This window comes from Brachybacterium halotolerans subsp. kimchii (assembly GCF_020792675.1).
GTDB classification, from domain to species: domain Bacteria; phylum Actinomycetota; class Actinomycetes; order Actinomycetales; family Dermabacteraceae; genus Brachybacterium; species Brachybacterium halotolerans.
The window spans coordinates 1,452,050-1,468,820 of record NZ_CP086254.1 but is presented as its reverse complement, the minus strand read 5'-3'; the positions used below and the strand labels follow the sequence as shown (position 1 = coordinate 1,468,820).

General features: G+C 67.2%; 15 protein-coding genes and 2 tRNA genes. 3 read left to right on the top strand and 14 right to left on the bottom strand.

Translation table 11 applies throughout. The features are described 5' to 3' along the window. From Bra3105_RS06870 to Bra3105_RS06855, 4 genes are all read right to left on the bottom strand, one after another. Positions 1-606: a flavin reductase family protein gene (locus Bra3105_RS06870; RefSeq protein WP_228359161.1), complete on the bottom strand. Its 606-nt coding sequence runs from the start codon at positions 604-606 to the stop codon at positions 1-3. Between the two features lie 94 nt (positions 607-700). Further along, positions 701-773 (bottom strand) — tRNA-Phe (locus Bra3105_RS06865). A gap of 96 nt (positions 774-869) precedes the next feature. Continuing rightward, positions 870-1,892 carry an NADPH-dependent curcumin/dihydrocurcumin reductase gene (locus Bra3105_RS06860; protein ID WP_228359160.1) on the bottom strand — a complete coding sequence of 341 codons (1,023 nt, stop codon included), beginning with the start codon at positions 1,890-1,892 and terminating at the stop codon, positions 870-872. 111 nt (positions 1,893-2,003) lie between these two features. Next, positions 2,004-2,077, bottom strand: a tRNA-Asp gene (locus tag Bra3105_RS06855). A gap of 385 nt (positions 2,078-2,462) precedes the next feature. On the opposite strand from Bra3105_RS06855, the gene Bra3105_RS06850 reads away from it, so the two are divergent. Both Bra3105_RS06850 and Bra3105_RS06845 read left to right on the top strand, forming a co-directional pair. Beyond that, positions 2,463-2,822 carry a hypothetical protein gene (locus Bra3105_RS06850; RefSeq protein ID WP_228359159.1) on the top strand — a complete coding sequence of 120 codons (360 nt, stop codon included), beginning with the start codon at positions 2,463-2,465 and terminating at the stop codon, positions 2,820-2,822. Between the two features lie 329 nt (positions 2,823-3,151). Continuing rightward, positions 3,152-3,691 (top strand): hypothetical protein, encoded by a 540-nt coding sequence (locus Bra3105_RS06845; protein ID WP_228359158.1) that lies wholly within the window; start codon positions 3,152-3,154, stop codon positions 3,689-3,691. Between the two features lie 50 nt (positions 3,692-3,741). On the opposite strand, the gene Bra3105_RS18485 is transcribed toward Bra3105_RS06845, so the two are convergent. The 5 genes from Bra3105_RS18485 to Bra3105_RS06825 are packed head-to-tail and all read right to left on the bottom strand — an operon-like array spanning position 3,742 to position 6,693. After that, positions 3,742-3,873, bottom strand: a complete 132-nt coding sequence (locus Bra3105_RS18485; RefSeq protein WP_267062302.1) for a hypothetical protein — start codon at positions 3,871-3,873, stop codon at positions 3,742-3,744. Next, on the bottom strand, positions 3,866-4,207 hold the full coding sequence (locus Bra3105_RS06840; protein ID WP_228359157.1) for a hypothetical protein: 342 nt from the start codon (positions 4,205-4,207) through the stop codon (positions 3,866-3,868). The genes Bra3105_RS18485 and Bra3105_RS06840 overlap by 8 nt, the downstream gene beginning before the upstream one ends. Next, entirely contained in the window at positions 4,204-4,593 is a 390-nt protein-coding gene (locus Bra3105_RS06835) for a hypothetical protein (RefSeq protein ID WP_228359156.1), read from the bottom strand. The genes Bra3105_RS06840 and Bra3105_RS06835 overlap by 4 nt, the downstream gene beginning before the upstream one ends. Beyond that, positions 4,590-5,021, bottom strand: coding sequence for a hypothetical protein (locus Bra3105_RS06830; RefSeq protein ID WP_228359155.1), 432 nt, complete (start codon positions 5,019-5,021; stop codon positions 4,590-4,592). The genes Bra3105_RS06835 and Bra3105_RS06830 overlap by 4 nt, the downstream gene beginning before the upstream one ends. 4 nt (positions 5,022-5,025) lie before the next feature. Then, positions 5,026-6,693 carry a peptidoglycan-binding protein gene (locus Bra3105_RS06825; protein WP_228359154.1) on the bottom strand — a complete coding sequence of 556 codons (1,668 nt, stop codon included), beginning with the start codon at positions 6,691-6,693 and terminating at the stop codon, positions 5,026-5,028. Between the two features lie 63 nt (positions 6,694-6,756). Between Bra3105_RS06825 and Bra3105_RS06820 the strand changes: the two genes are divergently transcribed. Beyond that, positions 6,757-7,071: a hypothetical protein gene (locus Bra3105_RS06820; protein ID WP_228359153.1), complete on the top strand. Its 315-nt coding sequence runs from the start codon at positions 6,757-6,759 to the stop codon at positions 7,069-7,071. 12 nt (positions 7,072-7,083) lie between these two features. On the opposite strand, the gene Bra3105_RS06815 is transcribed toward Bra3105_RS06820, so the two are convergent. From Bra3105_RS06815 to Bra3105_RS06795, 5 genes are read right to left on the bottom strand one after another with little or no spacing between them, the layout of a single operon-like run. Continuing rightward, positions 7,084-7,545, bottom strand: a complete 462-nt coding sequence (locus Bra3105_RS06815) for a hypothetical protein (protein WP_228359152.1) — start codon at positions 7,543-7,545, stop codon at positions 7,084-7,086. Between the two features lie 35 nt (positions 7,546-7,580). Then, the gene (locus tag Bra3105_RS06810) at positions 7,581-8,576 is read right to left on the bottom strand and encodes a hypothetical protein (RefSeq protein ID WP_228359151.1); all 996 of its coding nucleotides are present in this window, start codon (positions 8,574-8,576) and stop codon (positions 7,581-7,583) included. After that, positions 8,573-9,682: a siphovirus ReqiPepy6 Gp37-like family protein gene (locus Bra3105_RS06805; RefSeq protein WP_228359150.1), complete on the bottom strand. Its 1,110-nt coding sequence runs from the start codon at positions 9,680-9,682 to the stop codon at positions 8,573-8,575. Before Bra3105_RS06805 ends, Bra3105_RS06810 begins: the two co-directional genes overlap by 4 nt. Further along, the gene (locus tag Bra3105_RS06800) at positions 9,682-11,184 is read right to left on the bottom strand and encodes a phage distal tail protein (RefSeq protein ID WP_228359149.1); all 1,503 of its coding nucleotides are present in this window, start codon (positions 11,182-11,184) and stop codon (positions 9,682-9,684) included. The genes Bra3105_RS06805 and Bra3105_RS06800 overlap by 1 nt, the downstream gene beginning before the upstream one ends. Positions 11,185-11,195: 11 nt before the next feature. Further along, a complete protein-coding gene (locus Bra3105_RS06795; protein ID WP_228359148.1) occupies positions 11,196-16,763 on the bottom strand; it encodes a tape measure protein in 5,568 nt (1,855 codons plus the stop codon). Positions 16,764-16,771 lie beyond the last annotated feature (8 nt).

Genomic DNA, 16,771 nt, shown 5'->3' with positions numbered 1-16,771 from the left:
TCAGTCCGGGCGGCGCATGTCGAAGCGCAGCTCCCGATCGATGCCGAAGTACGCGGTGGGTCCGCCGCCGCGGAGCACTGGATCGGCCGCGACCGTGTCGAAGACGCCGTCCACCAGGACGGATTCGTCCAGGTGCACGCCCACGACCTCGCCGACGGTGAACCACGAGCCCGAGGAGCCGCCGGCCGAGGTCCGCAGGTCGATGATCTGCGTGACCCTGCACTCGAAGCTCACCGGCGAGGCGGCCACCCGTGGGGGCCCGACCTCGATCGAGGGTGCGGCGGCGATGCCCGCGGCGTCGAACTCGTCGACCTCGGCGGTGGTCGAGGAGGAGTTCATCTGCTCGGCCTGCGCGCGCGAGACCAGGTTCCAGGTGAACTCCCCGGTCGCCTCGCAGTTGGCCACGGTGTCCTTCCAGCCGTTGCTGGAGAAGCCGATCAGCGGGGGCCGGTAGTTCAGGGCGTTGAAGAACGAGTACGGCGCGAGGTTCCTCGCGCCGTGCGCGTCGGCGGTGGCGATCCACCCGATGGGCCGCGGTGCCACGATGGCGTTGAACGGATCGTGGGGGAGCCGGTGTCCCTCGGACGGGCGGTAGAAGTACGTCACCCGGCCATTCCAGCACGCGCGGGAGGCGTCGAGCTGCGGTGGCGGGAGCGCATGAGAAGAGGCCCTCACGCGTGTGCATGAGGGCCTCTGGCGGTGGCTCCGACCGGCGTCGATCCGGTGACCTTTCGATTTTCAGTCGAACGCTCTACCAACTGAGCTACAGAGCCGTGATCGCCGAGGGCGACCGACGACAAGGCTAGCAGTCGGCGTGCGGTGCTCCCAACCGGACGGCGCGGGTGAGAGGCATGCCACGGGGCGGCGCGTCAGGAGATCTGCACGATCGTCTTCCCGAGGTTCGCGCCGCGCAGCATCCCCAGGAAGGCGTCGGGGGCGCTGTCCAGTCCCTCGTGGATGTCCTCGAGGTAGCGGACCTGCCCGCTCGAGACCCAGCCGGTCATGTCCCGCAGGAAGTCCTCGAACATCGTGGGCGCGAACTCGCGCTGGATGAAGCCTCGCAGCGTGAGGCTCTTGCGCAGCACCGCCCCCATCAGCTCGCCGCTGCGGTCCGGCCCCTCGGGGAGGGCTGTCGCGTTGTAGCTCGCGGCGAGGCCGCACACGGGCACGCGCGCGAACTCGTTGAGGTGGGGGAGCACGGTGTCCCAGACGGCGCCGCCGACGTTCTCGAAGTACACGTCGATGCCGTCGGGCGCGGCGTCGGCGAGGCGGTCGCCGAGGTCGGATGCCCGGTGGTCCAGAGCGGCGTCGAATCCGAGCTCGCGCATGCGCTCGACCTTGCGCTCGCCGCCGGCGATGCCCACCGCGCGCGCTCCGAGGATCCGCGCGATCTGGCCCACGGCGGAGCCCACCGGGCCCGTGGCGGCGGCCACGGCCACGGTCTCCCCGTGCTGCGGCCTGCCGATCGCGAGCAGCCCGGCGTAGGCGGTGAAGCCGGGCATCCCCAGCACGCCGAGTGCTGTGGTGACGGGCGCGCTCGCGGGGTCGAGGCGGCGCAGGCCCTCCGCCGCCTCCACGCTGTACTCCTGCCAGCCGCCGTAGGAGAGCACCGTGTCGCCGGCGCTGAAGCCGTCGGCGGCGGACTCGACGACCTCCGACACGGTCGCGCCCACGATCACGTCCCCGATCTCCATGGGCGCGGCGTAGGACTCGGCGTCGCTCATCCGCCCGCGCACGTACGGGTCGAGGGAGAGGAATCGCGTGCGCAGGAGGACCTGCCCGTCGACGGGGGACGGGACGTCCACCACGTCGTGCTGGTAGTCCTCGCCGGTGGGCTCCCCGTGCGGGCGCGCTGCGAGGCGGATGCGGTGGTTCCGGAGGTGCGTGCTCATCCTTCGACCCTAGGACGCGCGCGCCGCCGGTGGGTATGCAGAGGACGGCGGGCGACAGCCTCATACGACGAGAGGCCCCGGAGCATCTGCTCCGGGGCCTCTCGTGCGGGGCGACCCTGACCGGGCTTGAACCGGCGACCTCCGCCGTGACAGGGCGGCACTCTAACCAACTGAGCTACAGGGCCATTCTCGTCATCCGCGCTCTCGCGTTTCCGACCTGTACAACTCTACCGGACCTTTTCAGGGCCCTCGACCACTCGGCCTGTGAAACACCTCGCAGTGCCCGTTCCCGGTGTTCGCGGCGGTGGTCCCGACCCCGGATCCGGAGTCGTCCAGTCGTACCCCCAACGGGATTCGAACCCGTTTCAATTCTCACGTAAGATATACACTCTACCTGCGATGATGGGCGATTCTGCTGCCGATAGACCTCCCAGGATCACCACGCTGTGACCAGGGCGTCCTACTGCGGCAGGTGCACCGGGACACAGTGGGGCACCGCGCCCCACACCCTTCCCGCGCTGTCCCCGCCGATACAGCCCATCCGTCCCACCCAGGGCGCACACTGACCTCATGGACCCACTGCGCGCCCGCTTCCCCCGCTACTTCGCCTACGAGGACCTGCTGTCCGCCGCGGAGCGCGTCGTCTCCGGCTACCGGCGGACCGTGGACGGCGGGACGCCCGTGGAGTTCACGCACAGCCACCGGGACGCCTCGCTTCCCGAGGAGACCGTGCGCGTGAGCGTGGACGGGGAGCACCTGGACCTCACCGTGGAGGCGTGGATTGGGCATCTCGACGCCGCGGAGCCGTACGTGCTCGCGTGGGTGAGCGCGCGGGTGCACCTGGCGGGCGCTCGGCTTATGACGAGCAGAGGGCGGCCGGACCCCTACTGGAAGGACGCGCTGCAGGAGGCGAACCCGGGGCGGGGGTGACGACGCGAGGGTCACGTAGCACACTGCTCAGACAAGCGGGACAGTTTGTGTGGCACACTTTCCGGACGAGGGTTCCGTCGCACCTACGGAGCGGCTTCGGTCGTAGATAACTCGAACGGTGCGAGGCATAGAGGAGACACAATGACAGGGCGACGCAGGCTCTTCACGAAGGCTGTCCGCAAGGGCCGCGGGGAGCTCACCGAGTACGAGATGGTCGTGAGGATCGCTCGCAGCGAGATGTCGCGGCCCGGCTCTAGCGAGTCCGTCCGCGGTTCCTCGCCGAAGGTTCGGGTCCCAGCGTCCGCTGGACAGTACCGCCGCCGCGAAGCGTGATCTCGTGGCGTCGCGCCACTCACCGCGACAGGCGTGAACTTCAGAGGTACGTCTGTGCGGATCCCGAGGGTGAGTACTTCGACAGCTTGCTCCGAAAGAAGGGGCACACCGAACCTTGGGCGGCTGAGGTACAGAAGGGCTTGCGGCGGTGGAAACATCGTGCCGAAGGCGCTGAGATGTGGCTCGGGTACGAGAGCGAAGAGCTTGTCTCGGTGGGCGCGTACACGCAGATCTTCGAGGAGCGGGTCCCCGTGGATCGATTCCTCATCGAGTACGTCTCGTGCGCCTTCGAGGCTCGAGGCTCGAGGCTCGGTGATCAGTGCCTTGGGCAACTTCTTGCAGACATCAGCGAGACCACCGACGGGCGCGATGGCGTCGAGCTCACAGCCTTCATCCACGACAAGAACGCCGCTTCCAGGCGACTGTTCCAGCGCTTCGCGTTCGCGATGGAGAGCACTTTCCAGGACATCATTCGGGAAGGCTCTGGCAAGAAACGTACCGGCGCAGACTACGGGGTTTGGCGCGCTGAGCTGTAGACGCAGAAGAACGCCCCCACCCCGACTGTGAGGTCAGGATGGGGGCGTTCTCATGCGCGCTCGCGTCGCCGGATGTTCAGCAGGGCGGCGCGGTCGGCGTCGCAGTCAGTGAGGGCGCAGCGGTCGGCCGCGAGGGCGGTGCCGTAGCGGGCTCCGCACTCCTCGCACTCGTGGTCAGCCATCGGCCCGGTGGGTCTGCTCGTGGGAGGTCTCGGCCTCGGGGTCGGTGTAGTCGTCGTAGAGGTCGCCGGCCTCTCGGACCGGGGTGCCGGTGGCGAGCTCGGATGCTTCTCCGGCGATGACGGTGGTGCCCTTGACGGACTCGACGACGTTGGCGGAGGGGACGACCTTGCCGCGGGAGAGGATCACGGCGAGCGGGGCGAGTGCGGCGACGACGCCGAGGATCGCGACCTGCAGCTCGTCGGAGATCGGGAGGCCGAGGGCGACGAGGAGGGCGATCAGCGCGGTGACGATCGCGGTCGCGGTGGCGGTGGTGATGACAGGCTCGGACTTCATGGCTGGTCCTTCTTCGTGGTGATGATGATGTGCGGGGCGAGTGCATCGGGGACTGCGGGCGGGTCCGCGCCGGGCATGTGCTGGGTGATCCAGGCGTAGAGAGCGCGGATGTGCTGCACGGCGACCCATCGGAGATCCCTCTCCCGGTCGATCTCTTTCTCGATGCGGTCCATGCGTTCCTGGTCCTCGGCGCGGCCGGCCTTGAGGCGCTCGATCTCGGCACGGAGGGACTCGGCGAGGGCCTGGAAGCCCGCGAGGGCGTTCTGCTCTTTGTTGACGTCGACCTCGCGGACGCCTTTGCGCCATGAGGTGATCGCCGTGATGATCGCCGCGACCCCGCCGCCGCTGAAGAGGGCCACGATCAGGGTGGCGGCGTCGACGTTCATGCCTGGATCTCCTCCTGCATCTCGACGATGCGCCGCCCCCTCCGGTCGATGTAGAGGAGCACTCGGAGCCTGGCGATGATGAGAGCGGCGAGGAGGATCATCAGGCAGGCGCGTGGCCCGGATCCGGGCGAGTCGGTGAGCGTCGCCTCCCACGACAGGTAGCCGTAAAGCACGACGCCACCGAGCGAGAAGGCGAGCCCTGGCAGCTCGATCTGGTAGGTCCGCAGGACGTGCCCGAGGGTGACGAGCAGTGACCCGGCGGCGAGCATGATGCCCCAGGCGATCGTGAGCGCGAGGCCGATGCCGTCATACGACTTTGGTGGAGAGACGAGCACCCAGACGCCGGCGGCCACACCTGCCGCCCATCCGATCAGCATCGCCGCTTTCCAGATCCGCAGGGACGGGATGGGGTAGGGGCTGCTCAGCATCGGATCACTTCCCCACGAGCCAGGCGGCGTAGAACGTCGTGGGGCCGATCTTGCCGTCGACCGTCAGGCCCGCCGCCTTCTGGAGCTTCCGCGCGGCAGCCTCGGTCTTGGCACCGAAGCGCCCGTCGGTGGTGAGCCCCATCTTCTTCTGCCAGGCCTTGAGACCGCGCGCGCCGGAGGACTTGCCGGTCCCGAGGATCTCGCCCGGGTTCAGACTGTTCGGCGACTTGCCTGACACGGACTCGATCTTCGACTCGTCGCCGTAGTAGCACTTGTGCTCCGCCGTGCGCAGGAGCGGGAAGTCGGGGAGATCCTTGAGCTTCATCAGCAGGGCCTTTCCGTCGGGCAGCGTCACCGTGCCGCCGGTACTGGGAGTGGACGGTTTGCCGGTGGCGGGGGCCGCGCCGCCGGCGAGCTCGAGCAGTCGGGCCACGGGGAACGCCCCGGGATCCCAGTGGCTGTTGTGGGGCACGTGCGTGTGCCCGCAGACGCCGGCGTAGGTGAGCCAATCGCTGTCGCTCATGCGCTGCGGGGCACTCGTGTAGGCAGCGTTCGTGGTCGGCCAGGTGAGACCGTCGGCGGTGAGCGGGATGCCGTGCGCGGCAGAGACCCAGGCGAGCACGGACGCGAGACCGGCGAGGTCGACGTCCTGCGCGTCCTCGGTGAAGAACAGGCCGTTCTTCGCGGCGTAGACGCGGTCGCAGGAGCCGATGAACTCGATCTGGATGACGCCGCCGTTGTTCGTCTCGACCGTCCCGGCGGGATGCTCGAGGGCCTTCGCCGACTGCGTGGTGGGGAAGTGCTGCCGGATCCGGCCGTCACGGTGGACGGTGAAGTGCGGGGCGACCTTCCCGCCCTGGTAGTCAACGAACCCGGAGCCCTCCGTGGTGTGCAGGACGATCTTCGTGACGGGGGCCTTATGGCTGTTGCCCGTCCACGTCTGCGACGTGTCGACACCGGGCATCCATCCGGGCGTGGCCTGGACGGTCGGCGTCACCGTCGCGGCGGGCTTGACCGCCGCCTGGGCGGCCTCACCTTTTCCCGCGAGGATCGCCTTCTGCGTCTTCGGCCCGGCGATCCCGTCGACCGTGAGCCCGTTCGCCTTCTGGAACTTCTTGACGGCGGCGACGAAGCCGGTCCCGGGCTTCCCGTCCGCCGTGATGCCGAGCTTCTTCTGCATGCCGACGATGTCGGGCAGTCCCTCGGCCCGGTACTGGTCCGTGGAGCCCCGGTAGCCGACATGCCACGGCTCGACTCCGTAGCCGACGGTGTGGTTGAAGCCGAAGCGTGTCGCGTTCGTCTTCATCCATGCCTGGATTGCGGACGGGTGCACATCGAATCCGATTCCGGAGCGGTGGTCGGCACCCTGCCCGGTCGGGGGGATGTCGGGCGATGCGACGCGCACGCCGCCGCTCTTCATTGCCCAGATCGACCCGTTGTACGCGCGATCCGTGCTGTACTTCCGGCCGCGCGAGACCCGCGTGTAGTTCTGCAGGAACAGGCCGATCTGGTCCTGCTTCGACCGGTAGGCCGACCACACAGAGAAGTTCGTGTTCGTCTCGGCGACAGCCCGCAGCATCATGCGGGTGAAGGCTGCGGCCGCGTCAGCGCGCGCCTGCTCGACCTTCCCCTTGTTGCTGTAGGCCTTGGGCAGATTGACCATCGTGGCCATGGGGTGCCTCCTGGGCATGAGAAAAGCCCCGCCGGGCGGGCGAGGCTGGGCTAGGTTGCGGCCATGACTTGTGAGGCATGGACAGCGATCGGCGCATTCTTCGTTGCGCTGGGAACGATCGGCATGGGGGTTGCGGCGACCAAGCCGGCAGCCTCCAAGGCCAAGAAGCGAACTTCATCTGCGGAAGACGATCATCAGGAGATCGATGCCGGAGCTGAGGTAACGACCATCTCCCCGGAGGTCACTCCTGAGCCGCGTCCCGAATCTCAGGGAGGGAGGGGATGGAGGGACTGGGTGAACCTGGCAGGAACGGGCTTGAGCATTCTCGGTGCCGTGATCCTTGCCCTTGCGGCGCTCTGCGTTCTGACACGCCAGTAGTGCGCCCAGGGGTCAGCCGATCTTCTTCCAGGCGTCCGGGTAGTCCGTCGGCGACCAGGTGTTGGGCCCGTCGAACACGGACTCCCACACGGCCCCCTGGAACGTCACCCGGTCGCCCTTCTGGTAGGCGTCGATCGTGGAGGACGGGCGCACCCACTCCGCGGGCGTTCCGTCGGCCGAGTCCTGCGCGCGCCACCCGGCGACACCGGGCTCCCACGTGTTCGGCGTGATCGTCGACGCCCACGTCTTCCCGTCGTGCGTCACGGTGTCGCCGAGCGCGTACGCGTCGACCACGGACAGGGGCCGCCGCCACTCCGCGCCCTGCTCCGGGGTTGAGGCGACCCCGGACTCGCGCGCGCCGACGAGAACGGCGTTCAGCTCCCGTTCGAGCGCTTCCGCGGACTGCCGGCGCGCGAGCTCGTCGCTCACGGCGCGCTGCGCCTCAGCGAGCTCCTCGTCGGTCATGCTTGCCACGTCCATTCCTGCCTCCTGGCTGCTGGTGTTCCCGGTCACGGCACTTCCCATTCGATGCCGTCGAGGCTGATCCACGCTGTGTTCTTCGACGGCCAGGCGATGACGTCCCCGTCCGGGCGGACCTCGATGCGCGCGAACCCGATGCCACCGGAGACGCCGCCGACCGTCGTCGTGAACGCCTGCACCCGCTCCGGAGTGTCGCCCGAGCCGACGCCCGTGCTGAAGACGCGGTATTCGCCGTCCTTGACGAAATCGTTCCCGCTGATGAGCCCGACGCGCCCGCGGAGCTTCCGCCGCTTCTGCCGCCGCCCGATCGCGCGCTTGAACCCGTCGGCGACCGGCGAGTTGTAGGTCTCCGTGTTGTTCTTGAGGTCCCACGTGAACGTCTCGTCGTCGACCTCACCGCGGTCGCTCAGCGTCTTCCACTTCCAGCCCGTCGTCTCCGAGCTGTCCGTGATCGCCATGACGATCTTCGCGCGGTCCGAGTCGCGGCCGTTGTGGATCACGCCCACCGTGCCCCAGAGCACCGAGTTCGCTGGCGGCAGGTTCGCCTCAGAGGCGACGACGACGGTCCCGGCGACACGCTGCCGGCCCATCGTTACTGCCGCGTCGGTGAGCAGCTGGTTCGCCTGCCGGACGATGGTCCACAGGACCAGGTAGTCCTTGCCCTGTGTCCGGTCGAGGGACGTGAACACGCCCAGCTGCACCGGGAGCTTCCCCTCGGTCGCGCGGGTGGGCACGAACTGTAGGGCGACGTAGTACGTCGTCGCCTTCGTGACAGCCGGCAGATCGATCACGACGTTCGCATCGATCCGGTGGTAGAAGCCATCGAGGATCGCGTGCGAGCGCAGAACCCCGTCACCGAGATTCGCCGCCGTCACGGTCGCCTTGTTCGTGGCGTTGTTGAGGTTGATCAGGTTGTACGGGAACCCACCTTCGTCGAGGATGCCATTGCCGATGCCCTTGGTCACCGAAGACCAGTTGGAGCCGGGCATGGGCTCGTTCTCGATGGGGTAGCTGTACTCCGTCATTTGATCGCCCCTTCTCTGCGCGCGAGCGCCTCGAGCTTCTTGATCCGCGCGACCAACTTCTGGTCCGGGCTGTCTGTCGTGTCCTGGTCGCCGAGGGAGAGCTTCACGGTGCGGCCGTGGCCGTCCCAGGTGATCTCCGCCTGCCGGATGGGCTCGGTGATGGTGGCGGCACCGATCTCGACAGCGACCGTGTCGCCCAGGAAGTAGTCGACGCCGAAACGCAGATCCGGTGTCTCCTGGGCGGTGAACGTCGCTGACGCCGCTTCCTGCCCCTGGTCGAGGACCTCGTCGGCTGCCTGCTTGATCTCAGCGTCGTCGTCCGTGGAGGACTGGTCGAGAAATTGCTCAATCCGCTCGACCCATCCGGTGCGGTTGTACTCGCGGATGTTGCGGTAGGTGCCCAGTCCCTGCCCGCCGGCGATGACCGTCGTGACGGTGGGGGCGTCGAGAGAGAATGCGTTGCCGTCGTCCTGGCCTCCGTTGCGTTCGGTGAACCGAACCTTGCGGGATCGGTCCTCTGGCACTCGGAAGCGCAGGATGATGCGGTTGTCGTTCTCCTGAACCGCGTCGAACGTGACGCCACCGGAGCGGGCGAGCTTTCGGGCCTGCTCGAGCATGAGCTCGAACCGAGTCGCTACCTTCACCGTCGATCCCCGGCCTTGTGACGTGGTGACGGTGAATCCGGGCTCCTGCCGGGTCGTGATCGCTCCGGTGCCGACGTTCGCGTGGATCATGTCCCGGATGACCGTCTCGGCGGGCCCGCTGCGCGAGTACTTCGCCTCTGCGGTCTGTGCGGCCGCCGCCTGGGTGGGCGTCGGGTAGGTGATGCGGATGTTCAGCTTCCGCAGGTCCGACTCACCCGTGAACGTCAGCTCGGTCCCGCCGGCCGACAGTTCGGAGTGGAGGATCGTCCCCGACAAGACCGTGGCCCCGTCCTGGATGATGGCCCTCCACCCCCTGACGACCCGCTGTGCGAGGTCGTTGTGCGCAGGGGTGACGATCTGGAACGTGCCGACATCGGCGTCCTTGAGGACAGCGGTCGTTGCCAGCGAGACGAGATGCCCGCGTCGCACCCGCTGAGGGTCGACGGCCCACACGGTCAGCATCAGATCGCCCCCCTGTAGCGTTCGCGCCAAACGAGACGAACGAGAGTGTCGGCTGTCGCGCCGACCATCGAAACCTTGACCCGGTTCGAGCCGGCCCTCAGCGGGAACAGGCGTGAATCGAGCGAGAGGTCCGCCCACCGGTCGGGCGTGATCCGTGCGGGCTCCGTCTGGATGCGTGTCATGGATCCTGACGCGAACTGGCCCTGGATGAAGATGCGCTCGCTGTCTCTCTGGATCAGCAGATCGCTGCCCGGTCCGGTGATCTCCCACGTGGGCCAGACGTCGCCGGCCCCTGCGATATCGATGTCCCACTCGCCGACCACGTTGGACGGCGCGAGGACGATCGGAAAGAACGGCACTCCACTGCCGGGGACGACGATCCCCGACTCCGATGCGCCCGGGCTCCCGAGCCAGCGAGCGCCCGTCGTGTCACCATCGAAATAGGAGCCGTCCGTGGCTCCCGACTCGACGGTCACATTCGAGACGTAGACCGGGCCGGACGTAGAGCCATTACGGACACACAGGGTTACGTCCTTCGCATCCGCAGGGATCGTCACGGTGTGCACGATCCGGTGGACACCAGGCGTGTTCGGCGCGGACGCCGACCAGTGGGCCGACGGAATGCCCGGGGCTCCCGTCGAGTCGAAGAACCCGATCCCGATCGACCTCGCAAGAGAGTTGATACTCCCCGTCTGCGTGGCCGGGAGATACATGTCCACGCCGACCGTTACCTTCTTCCCAACGAGCTCCGGGAAGTTCAGGTGTGCCGGGTCGAATGTGGAGCGGTACGGAGTGAGCCACGCGCCCCCCGCATTCGAATCTCCGGGAGCGATCTTGATAGACGTGTGGCCACCGCCAGGCCAGTCCGCGCTCAAGGACACGACGGCACCACCGGAATTGCTAACGGTGCCGTCGTGTCCTTGAGCGCGGAGGTCAACGGTCTGCGGGTTCAGCGCGAAGTTCCGCCGCGAGTACTCGTAGTCCGAAAGGAACGGCTTCGACCCCGGGTTGATCTGCAGCGTCCGGGTCCGCTCCGGTCCAAGCCACCACGGGTCGGGGCACGTGAACGTCAGGCCGAGCTTCTGCCGCGATCCGTAGTAGTCCTCGCCGAACTTCCCGTCGAGTCCCTCCGTCAGGTACCCGAAGATGGACCTGTGGTTCGGCTCCTGGCCCTCACCCGTCGGGATCTCGAGCTGCACCTCGACTGGCCCGAGATCGGGAGCGAGCAGGTCGTACAGGTGCTGCCGGATCTCGTTGAGCTCGAGCATCGAGTCGGCCTCGAGCAGGGCCGGCAGGTACACCTCACGGTCCGTGTAACGAACCCCGCGGACGATCGAGCCGTCCGAGGTGATCCGGTCGCTCTTGGCGATGTCCACCGGGGCGAGCCCGAGCCCCTCCGACCCCCACAGGTGGAGGGCCGGAGAGGCCTCGGGGTCACGTCCCAGCTCGAACCAGTCACCGTTTCGGCCGATCCGCACGAGCGGTGAGTCAGACCACTTCATGAGGCCCCCTCTCAGAACCCAGCGAGCGCCAGCTGACGCCGCCGCTTCTTCTCGACCTCGGAGGCGATCTCCGACGGGTCATGCCCGTAGGAGTCGCCGAACTGGTAGACCACCGACGGCTCGCTGCCGCCCGCGACCGGTGTGTACGCGCGGATCTGCGCCGCGGGGCGCATCTCCGCCCGGCCCACGTCCCGCAGGCCCGACATGTCAGGAGTCGCGACCATCTCGGCCAGCGCCTTCTGGGCATACGGGATCTGCTTGTAGACGCCGTTGCCGTAGCCGATGGCGCTGTTCTGGCCGTCGCTGTCCAGCTCGCGGCTGGGCGAGTGGATGCCGAGCTTCTTGCGGACCGTCGCGAGGACGGTGTTCGCCAGCGTCTCGGACGCCTTCTCGACGTTCGCGAGCTGCGACTCGAGGCCCTTGACGAGGCCCTTCGCGGAGTTCACGCCGTTGCGGTACATCTGGTCCGCCAGGCTCGTGCCCGACGTCGTCGACGCACTGTTGAGCGCGTTGTACTGCTTCGTGATCTCCTTGATCTGCGAGCTGCTCCCCGTGAGGAGGTTCTTCGCGACCTTCGACCCCGACTCCGCGCCCATCTGGGCGATCTGGTCGACCAGCCCACCCGAGAGACCCTTCGACCGCAGCTGCTGCAGCTGGCTCGAGAACGTCGTGACCGTGGCCGCGCCGTTCTTGAACCCGCGGATGATCGTCTCGATCCCCGTGGTCGCCGACTCCTCCGATAGTGCGTAGGTGCCCTGGAACTTCTCGACCATCGACGAGCGGTAGTCGGTCCACAGCTTCTGCGCGTCGGAGAGCTTGGTGTTGGCGGTCTTCAGCTTCGCGGTGAGCGTGTCCGTCCGTGCCGCGTACGACTCGAGCTTCGACACCGCGCCGGCGGCGTACTTGTTGTACGCCTTCGTGCCCTTGAGCAGAGCAGCGTTCTGGTAGTCGCCGCGACGGGCCGCCTTGAGGGCCTTGTCCGTCTTGTCGATCTCCGCCTGCACCGACTTCAGCCGCTTCGTCGCCGCCGCAGCCGCACCCGAGTAATCACCCCGGCGCGCCCGCGTCAGCGCCGACTGCGTCGAGTCGATCTGCTTCTGGACACCCTTGAGGTCCTTTGCAGCCTTCTTCGCCGCAGCCGTCGACGACGTCACCGTCTTCGTGATCAGCTTCCCGGTTTTGGTCTTCCCGGTCACCTTGGTGACCTTCGAGACCTCCCGGGCCGTCGCCTTCAGAGTCGACTGCTGCTTCCTCAGCGCCGCCAGGTCATCGACCAGGCGGTTGACGGTGTTCTTCTTCGACTTCGACGTGGTCGCCGAGATCGACTTCTTGAGCGCCGACGCCTCCTTCTTCAGGGAGGACAGCGAGTCCGACAGCTTGTTGACCGTGGTGGTCTTCGCCGCCTTCATCCGGTCGTTGAAGACCTTCACGATCCCGTCCGCGAGCTTCCCCGCGGCCGACGTCACCTGCTTCTCGGTGCCACTGAGACCCTCGAGCAGAACGGTCACCTTCGACGAGCCGATCTTCGCCGTCGGCGAGACCTTCCCGCCCGAGGCGTACCCGACGAGGCCGCCCTTGGCATACCCGATCGCACCCGCGCCCATCCGGTTCAGCCGATCCAGGAACCCCGGAGCGACCTTGCTGATGGAGCGCTGCGCCTCCGAGCGGAGCACGAACTCGTCCGCGTGGACGATGCCCGCCGCTGCGAGTCTCGGCCCGGGACCGGTGTAGCCACCGGCCGCGTAACCGCCCTTGCGATCCCATCCACGAGTCAGGGAGCCGTAGCGCGACTTCGTGTAGTTGATCGAAGCGACGATGTTCGCCAGCGGGTCGAAGATGTCGTTCGGCAGGGACTTGTCCCTATACGCGGCGAACGTCGACGGGATGACCTGCATCAGGCCACGCGACGCCTGGCCCTTCGCGGCGTTGCTGTCCCAGTTGTTCTGAGCTCCGACCTGGAACCCGGACTCCTGATTCATGCGCCGCAGGAGCGACGACAGGTTCGTGCCGTTGAAGTCGCCGGTGTGGACCAGCGCCTTCGTCGCCCACCAGGACGCCTTGGCCTTCGACAGGACACCCTTCGCCCCGGCCTTCGCCGAGTCCCACGTGTCGCCGACGAAGTCGAACGCCTCGGAGATCTTCTTCCCGACGAAGTCCTTCGCCGAGCCGACAACCTTCTTTGTGACCCCGGTCAGGAGACCACCCAGCGCACCCTCGCCGGCAGTCGAGGAGACCTTGCTCGAGATTTTCTTCCACAGGCCCGTGAACGGGTTGTCGAACAGGCCGCCACCGGCACCGCTGGTGCCCGCGCCCTGCTTCTCCCCGGGCTCGTAGCCGCCGACGTGCACGTGGTTGTAGTGCATCTGCGCGGTCTTCGCCGGGAAGTGGGCCTTCGGGATACCGCCACGGGACAGCTGCTTCCCACCCATGGGGGTGTGGATCAGCTCCGACACCTTGTAGTTCGAGCGGACGTAGTTGAAGAACTCCTTCATCGCCTGCGCGGTGCCGGCGAAGTCGACCGCGTACCCCTTTGCGTGCTTCGACACGGAGCCGGTTCCAGCGGTGCGGGCACCCTTGCGGACCGTCGACGTGACCGAGACGCCCGTGTGGGGGATCGACTCGATGTCCTTGTACCCGTGCAGCACACGGCCACCGGACGCGTACCCCATGCCCATGCGGGTCAGAGCTCGCGCGCCGTGCGTGTTCAGCTGGTCCAGGAAGCCCGGAGCCTGCTTCTCAATGCCGCGGCGCGAGGACTTCTTGACCACGAACTCGTCGGCGTGCACGACGCCTGCGGGCTGCAGACGTGAGCCGGGGCCGGTCCAGCCGCCCGTGGCGAACGGTTGCATGTCCGGCAGGTTCCACTTCTTGCCCGCCTTGCCCCCGAGAATCTTGTTGATCACCGAGTTGAACGGGGTCTTGATGTGCTCCCGGTAGATGTTGATGATGCCGTTGATCGGCTTCTTCATCCCGGACTTGATGCCGTCCCAGGCATTCAGGATCGACTTCTTCAGGCCCTTGAAGCCGGTCTTCAGGTTATCGACGAAGGTGTCGATCTTCGGCTTCACCGTGGAGGAGAACCAGTCCACGACTGGCTTCACAGCCTTGTTCTTGATCGCATCCCAGATCTTGAGCAGATTGTTGCGGAAGATCAGGAATCGGCCGTAGATGTAACCAACGACCTTCTTGAAGATCGGGGCGACCGTGTCTCGGAACCATCCAACGACGGGCGCGATAATCCGGTTCTTGATCGCAGACCAAATGATCTTGAGTCCGCGCACAAAATTGTCGAACGTCCACTTGATCGCTCCAACGACCTTCTTGAAGATCGGGGCGACCGTGTCTCGGAACCATCCAACGACCACGCCGATTGCGGTCTTGATCGCAGACCACACTGGCTTGATGACGTTTCCGTACAGCCACTTGAACACCGAACCGATGACCGAGACGATCTTCTTCATGATCGGCCACGCCGTGTCCCGGAACCAGGCGACGACCGCGCCGATCGCGGTCTTGATGGCCGACCACACCGGCTTGATGATCGAGCGGTACAGCCACAGGAACACGGGCGCGACGACGGCCTTGAAGATCGCGACCCACGCCTTCACGTACACCGTCACGGCAGCGACGACGATCGCGATCGCGACCTTGATGCCCTGCCAGACCGGGAGGATCACGTTCCGGTAGAGCCACTGCGCGGCGCTGGCGATGGCCTGCCAGGCGGCGGCAAGCGCGGGGACGACCGTACCGGTGACCCAGCCCGCCACAGCGCCGATCGCGACCTTGATGCCGTTCCAGGCACCAACGAAGACGGTGGTCAGGAAGGGGACCATGCCCTGCAGGACGCCGTTCAGCCAGGACAGAGCTGTCCCCAGCACAGTGCCGATGACGTTTGCGACGGCCCCGAGCACGCCCGCCAGGAACCCGATCACGGGGACGAGCGCCTGGACGACCCAGAGGATCGCGTTCAGGATCGGGGTCAGGACCGCGAGCGCCGCCGAGATCAGCGTCGACAGAACCGCGAGGAGCGGCTTTAGGACGGCCGACACCATGCCGATCAGGGCGGTCACCAGCGGCGACAGGGCCGCGACGAGCGCGCCAACGATCTCGCCGACCTTCACGAGGATCGGGGCGAGTGCGCCGGCCAGCATGGCCACCAGCGGCCCGACGGTCCCGACGATCGTCGAGATCACGGGGATCAGGGCACCGATCACCGAGGACAGGAGCGGACCGACCGCGGCGACGATCGGCTGCACGGCCGACGCGATCGCGTTCGCGATGCTCAGGATCGCGGGGACGACCGTCGCCATCAGGTTCGCCCAGATCGGGCCGAGCGCCCCCATCAGCTGAGTGATGGCAGGCAAGACTGCCGCGAGCGCACTCTGCAGCACGCCCGCGAGAGTCCCCGCCAGCTGGCCGAGAGCTTGCCCGATCTGCGGCAGGGTCGGCGCGATGATCTTGAAGATGTTCCCCAGCGGGGAGAGGTTCTGGAACGCCTGCAGCGCCACGGGGGCGAGCTGCTTGAAGCCGTCCACGATGGGGGAGAGAGCACCCCAGACGGGGCCGAGGTCGATCGACCCGAAGGCGTCCTTGAGGACCGGGCCGACCTGCTTCGCGGCGTCCCGGATGGTGAACAGGACGTCGACGAACTTCGAGTCCTCCTGGAGCCCGAACATGTTCTTCGCGCCCGTGAAGTCACCCTTCGCGAGAACGTCGTAGATGCCCTTCACGCCGTTGGTGAAGTTCTCGACCATGGGGCCGATGGCGTCGTTCGCCGTGTCGATCCAGCCGGTCAGGCCCTTGAACGCGGGGCCGATGAGCGGGAAGACGCCCTTGAGGAGGCTCGCGCCGAAGCGACCGAGGGCCGCGTTCATGTTCTTGAACGCGCCGACCGTGGTGTCGCCAGCCTTGAGTGCCGCCCCGCCGACACCCTTCTCCATGGCCTTCTGGAAGATCTCGAACGAGACCTGCCCCTTGGATCCGAGCGCCTGGGCTTCGCCGGCGGTCTTCCCCATGACGTCGCCGACCATCTGCCAGATCGGCACGCCGGACGCGAGGAGCTGCATCGCGTCGTCGCCCTGGAGCTTGCCCTTCGCGGCGACCGAGCCCCAGATGAGGCCCATGTCGTCCAGGGACTTCCCGGCGATGGTCGCGGAGTCGGCCGTGAGCTTGAGGGTCTTCTCGAGCTCCTTGCCGGGCTTGATGCCGGAGGCGACGAGAGTGCCGGACAGGGTCGCGGCCTCGTCCAGGCCGAAGGCGGTCCCCTTCACGCTCGCGAGAGCGTTGTCCATGATGGACGAGACTTCCTTGCCGGAGTGGCCGAGGCCCTTGAGCTTCGCCTCGGCCTGCTCGATAGCGGAGAGGCGCTGGAAGCCCTTGGTGACGGAAGCGCCGAGGATGCCCCCGACAGCCACGCCCGCTCCGAGCGCGCCGGCCTTGAGCCCGCCGAAGAGCTTGCCGCTCATGCCCTTCGAGGCGCGCTCACCGGACTTCGCGAGGGGCTGTTCGATTCCCTTGGTGAGGCCCCTGACCGAGGGGACGACCTGGATGGTCGCGCTTCCGAGGTTGTATCCGGCCACGAGCGCCC

Excerpts from the sequence above, each read along its gene's own strand:
- Bra3105_RS18485 (WP_267062302.1), bottom strand. The coding sequence starts at position 3,873 with ATGGCTGACCACGAGTGCGAGGAGTGCGGAGCCCGCTACGGCACCGCC.
- Bra3105_RS06820 (WP_228359153.1), top strand. The coding sequence starts at position 6,757 with ATGACTTGTGAGGCATGGACAGCGATCGGCGCATTCTTCGTTGCGCTG.
- Bra3105_RS06840 (WP_228359157.1), bottom strand. The coding sequence starts at position 4,207 with ATGAAGTCCGAGCCTGTCATCACCACCGCCACCGCGACCGCGATCGTC.
- Bra3105_RS06810 (WP_228359151.1), bottom strand. The coding sequence starts at position 8,576 with ATGACGGAGTACAGCTACCCCATCGAGAACGAGCCCATGCCCGGCTCC.
- Bra3105_RS06800 (WP_228359149.1), bottom strand. The coding sequence starts at position 11,184 with ATGAAGTGGTCTGACTCACCGCTCGTGCGGATCGGCCGAAACGGTGAC.
- Bra3105_RS06835 (WP_228359156.1), bottom strand. The coding sequence starts at position 4,593 with ATGAACGTCGACGCCGCCACCCTGATCGTGGCCCTCTTCAGCGGCGGC.
- Bra3105_RS06860 (WP_228359160.1), bottom strand. The coding sequence starts at position 1,892 with ATGAGCACGCACCTCCGGAACCACCGCATCCGCCTCGCAGCGCGCCCG.
- Bra3105_RS06805 (WP_228359150.1), bottom strand. The coding sequence starts at position 9,682 with ATGCTGACCGTGTGGGCCGTCGACCCTCAGCGGGTGCGACGCGGGCAT.
- Bra3105_RS06850 (WP_228359159.1), top strand. The coding sequence starts at position 2,463 with ATGGACCCACTGCGCGCCCGCTTCCCCCGCTACTTCGCCTACGAGGAC.
- Bra3105_RS06825 (WP_228359154.1), bottom strand. The coding sequence starts at position 6,693 with ATGGCCACGATGGTCAATCTGCCCAAGGCCTACAGCAACAAGGGGAAG.
- Bra3105_RS06830 (WP_228359155.1), bottom strand. The coding sequence starts at position 5,021 with ATGCTGAGCAGCCCCTACCCCATCCCGTCCCTGCGGATCTGGAAAGCG.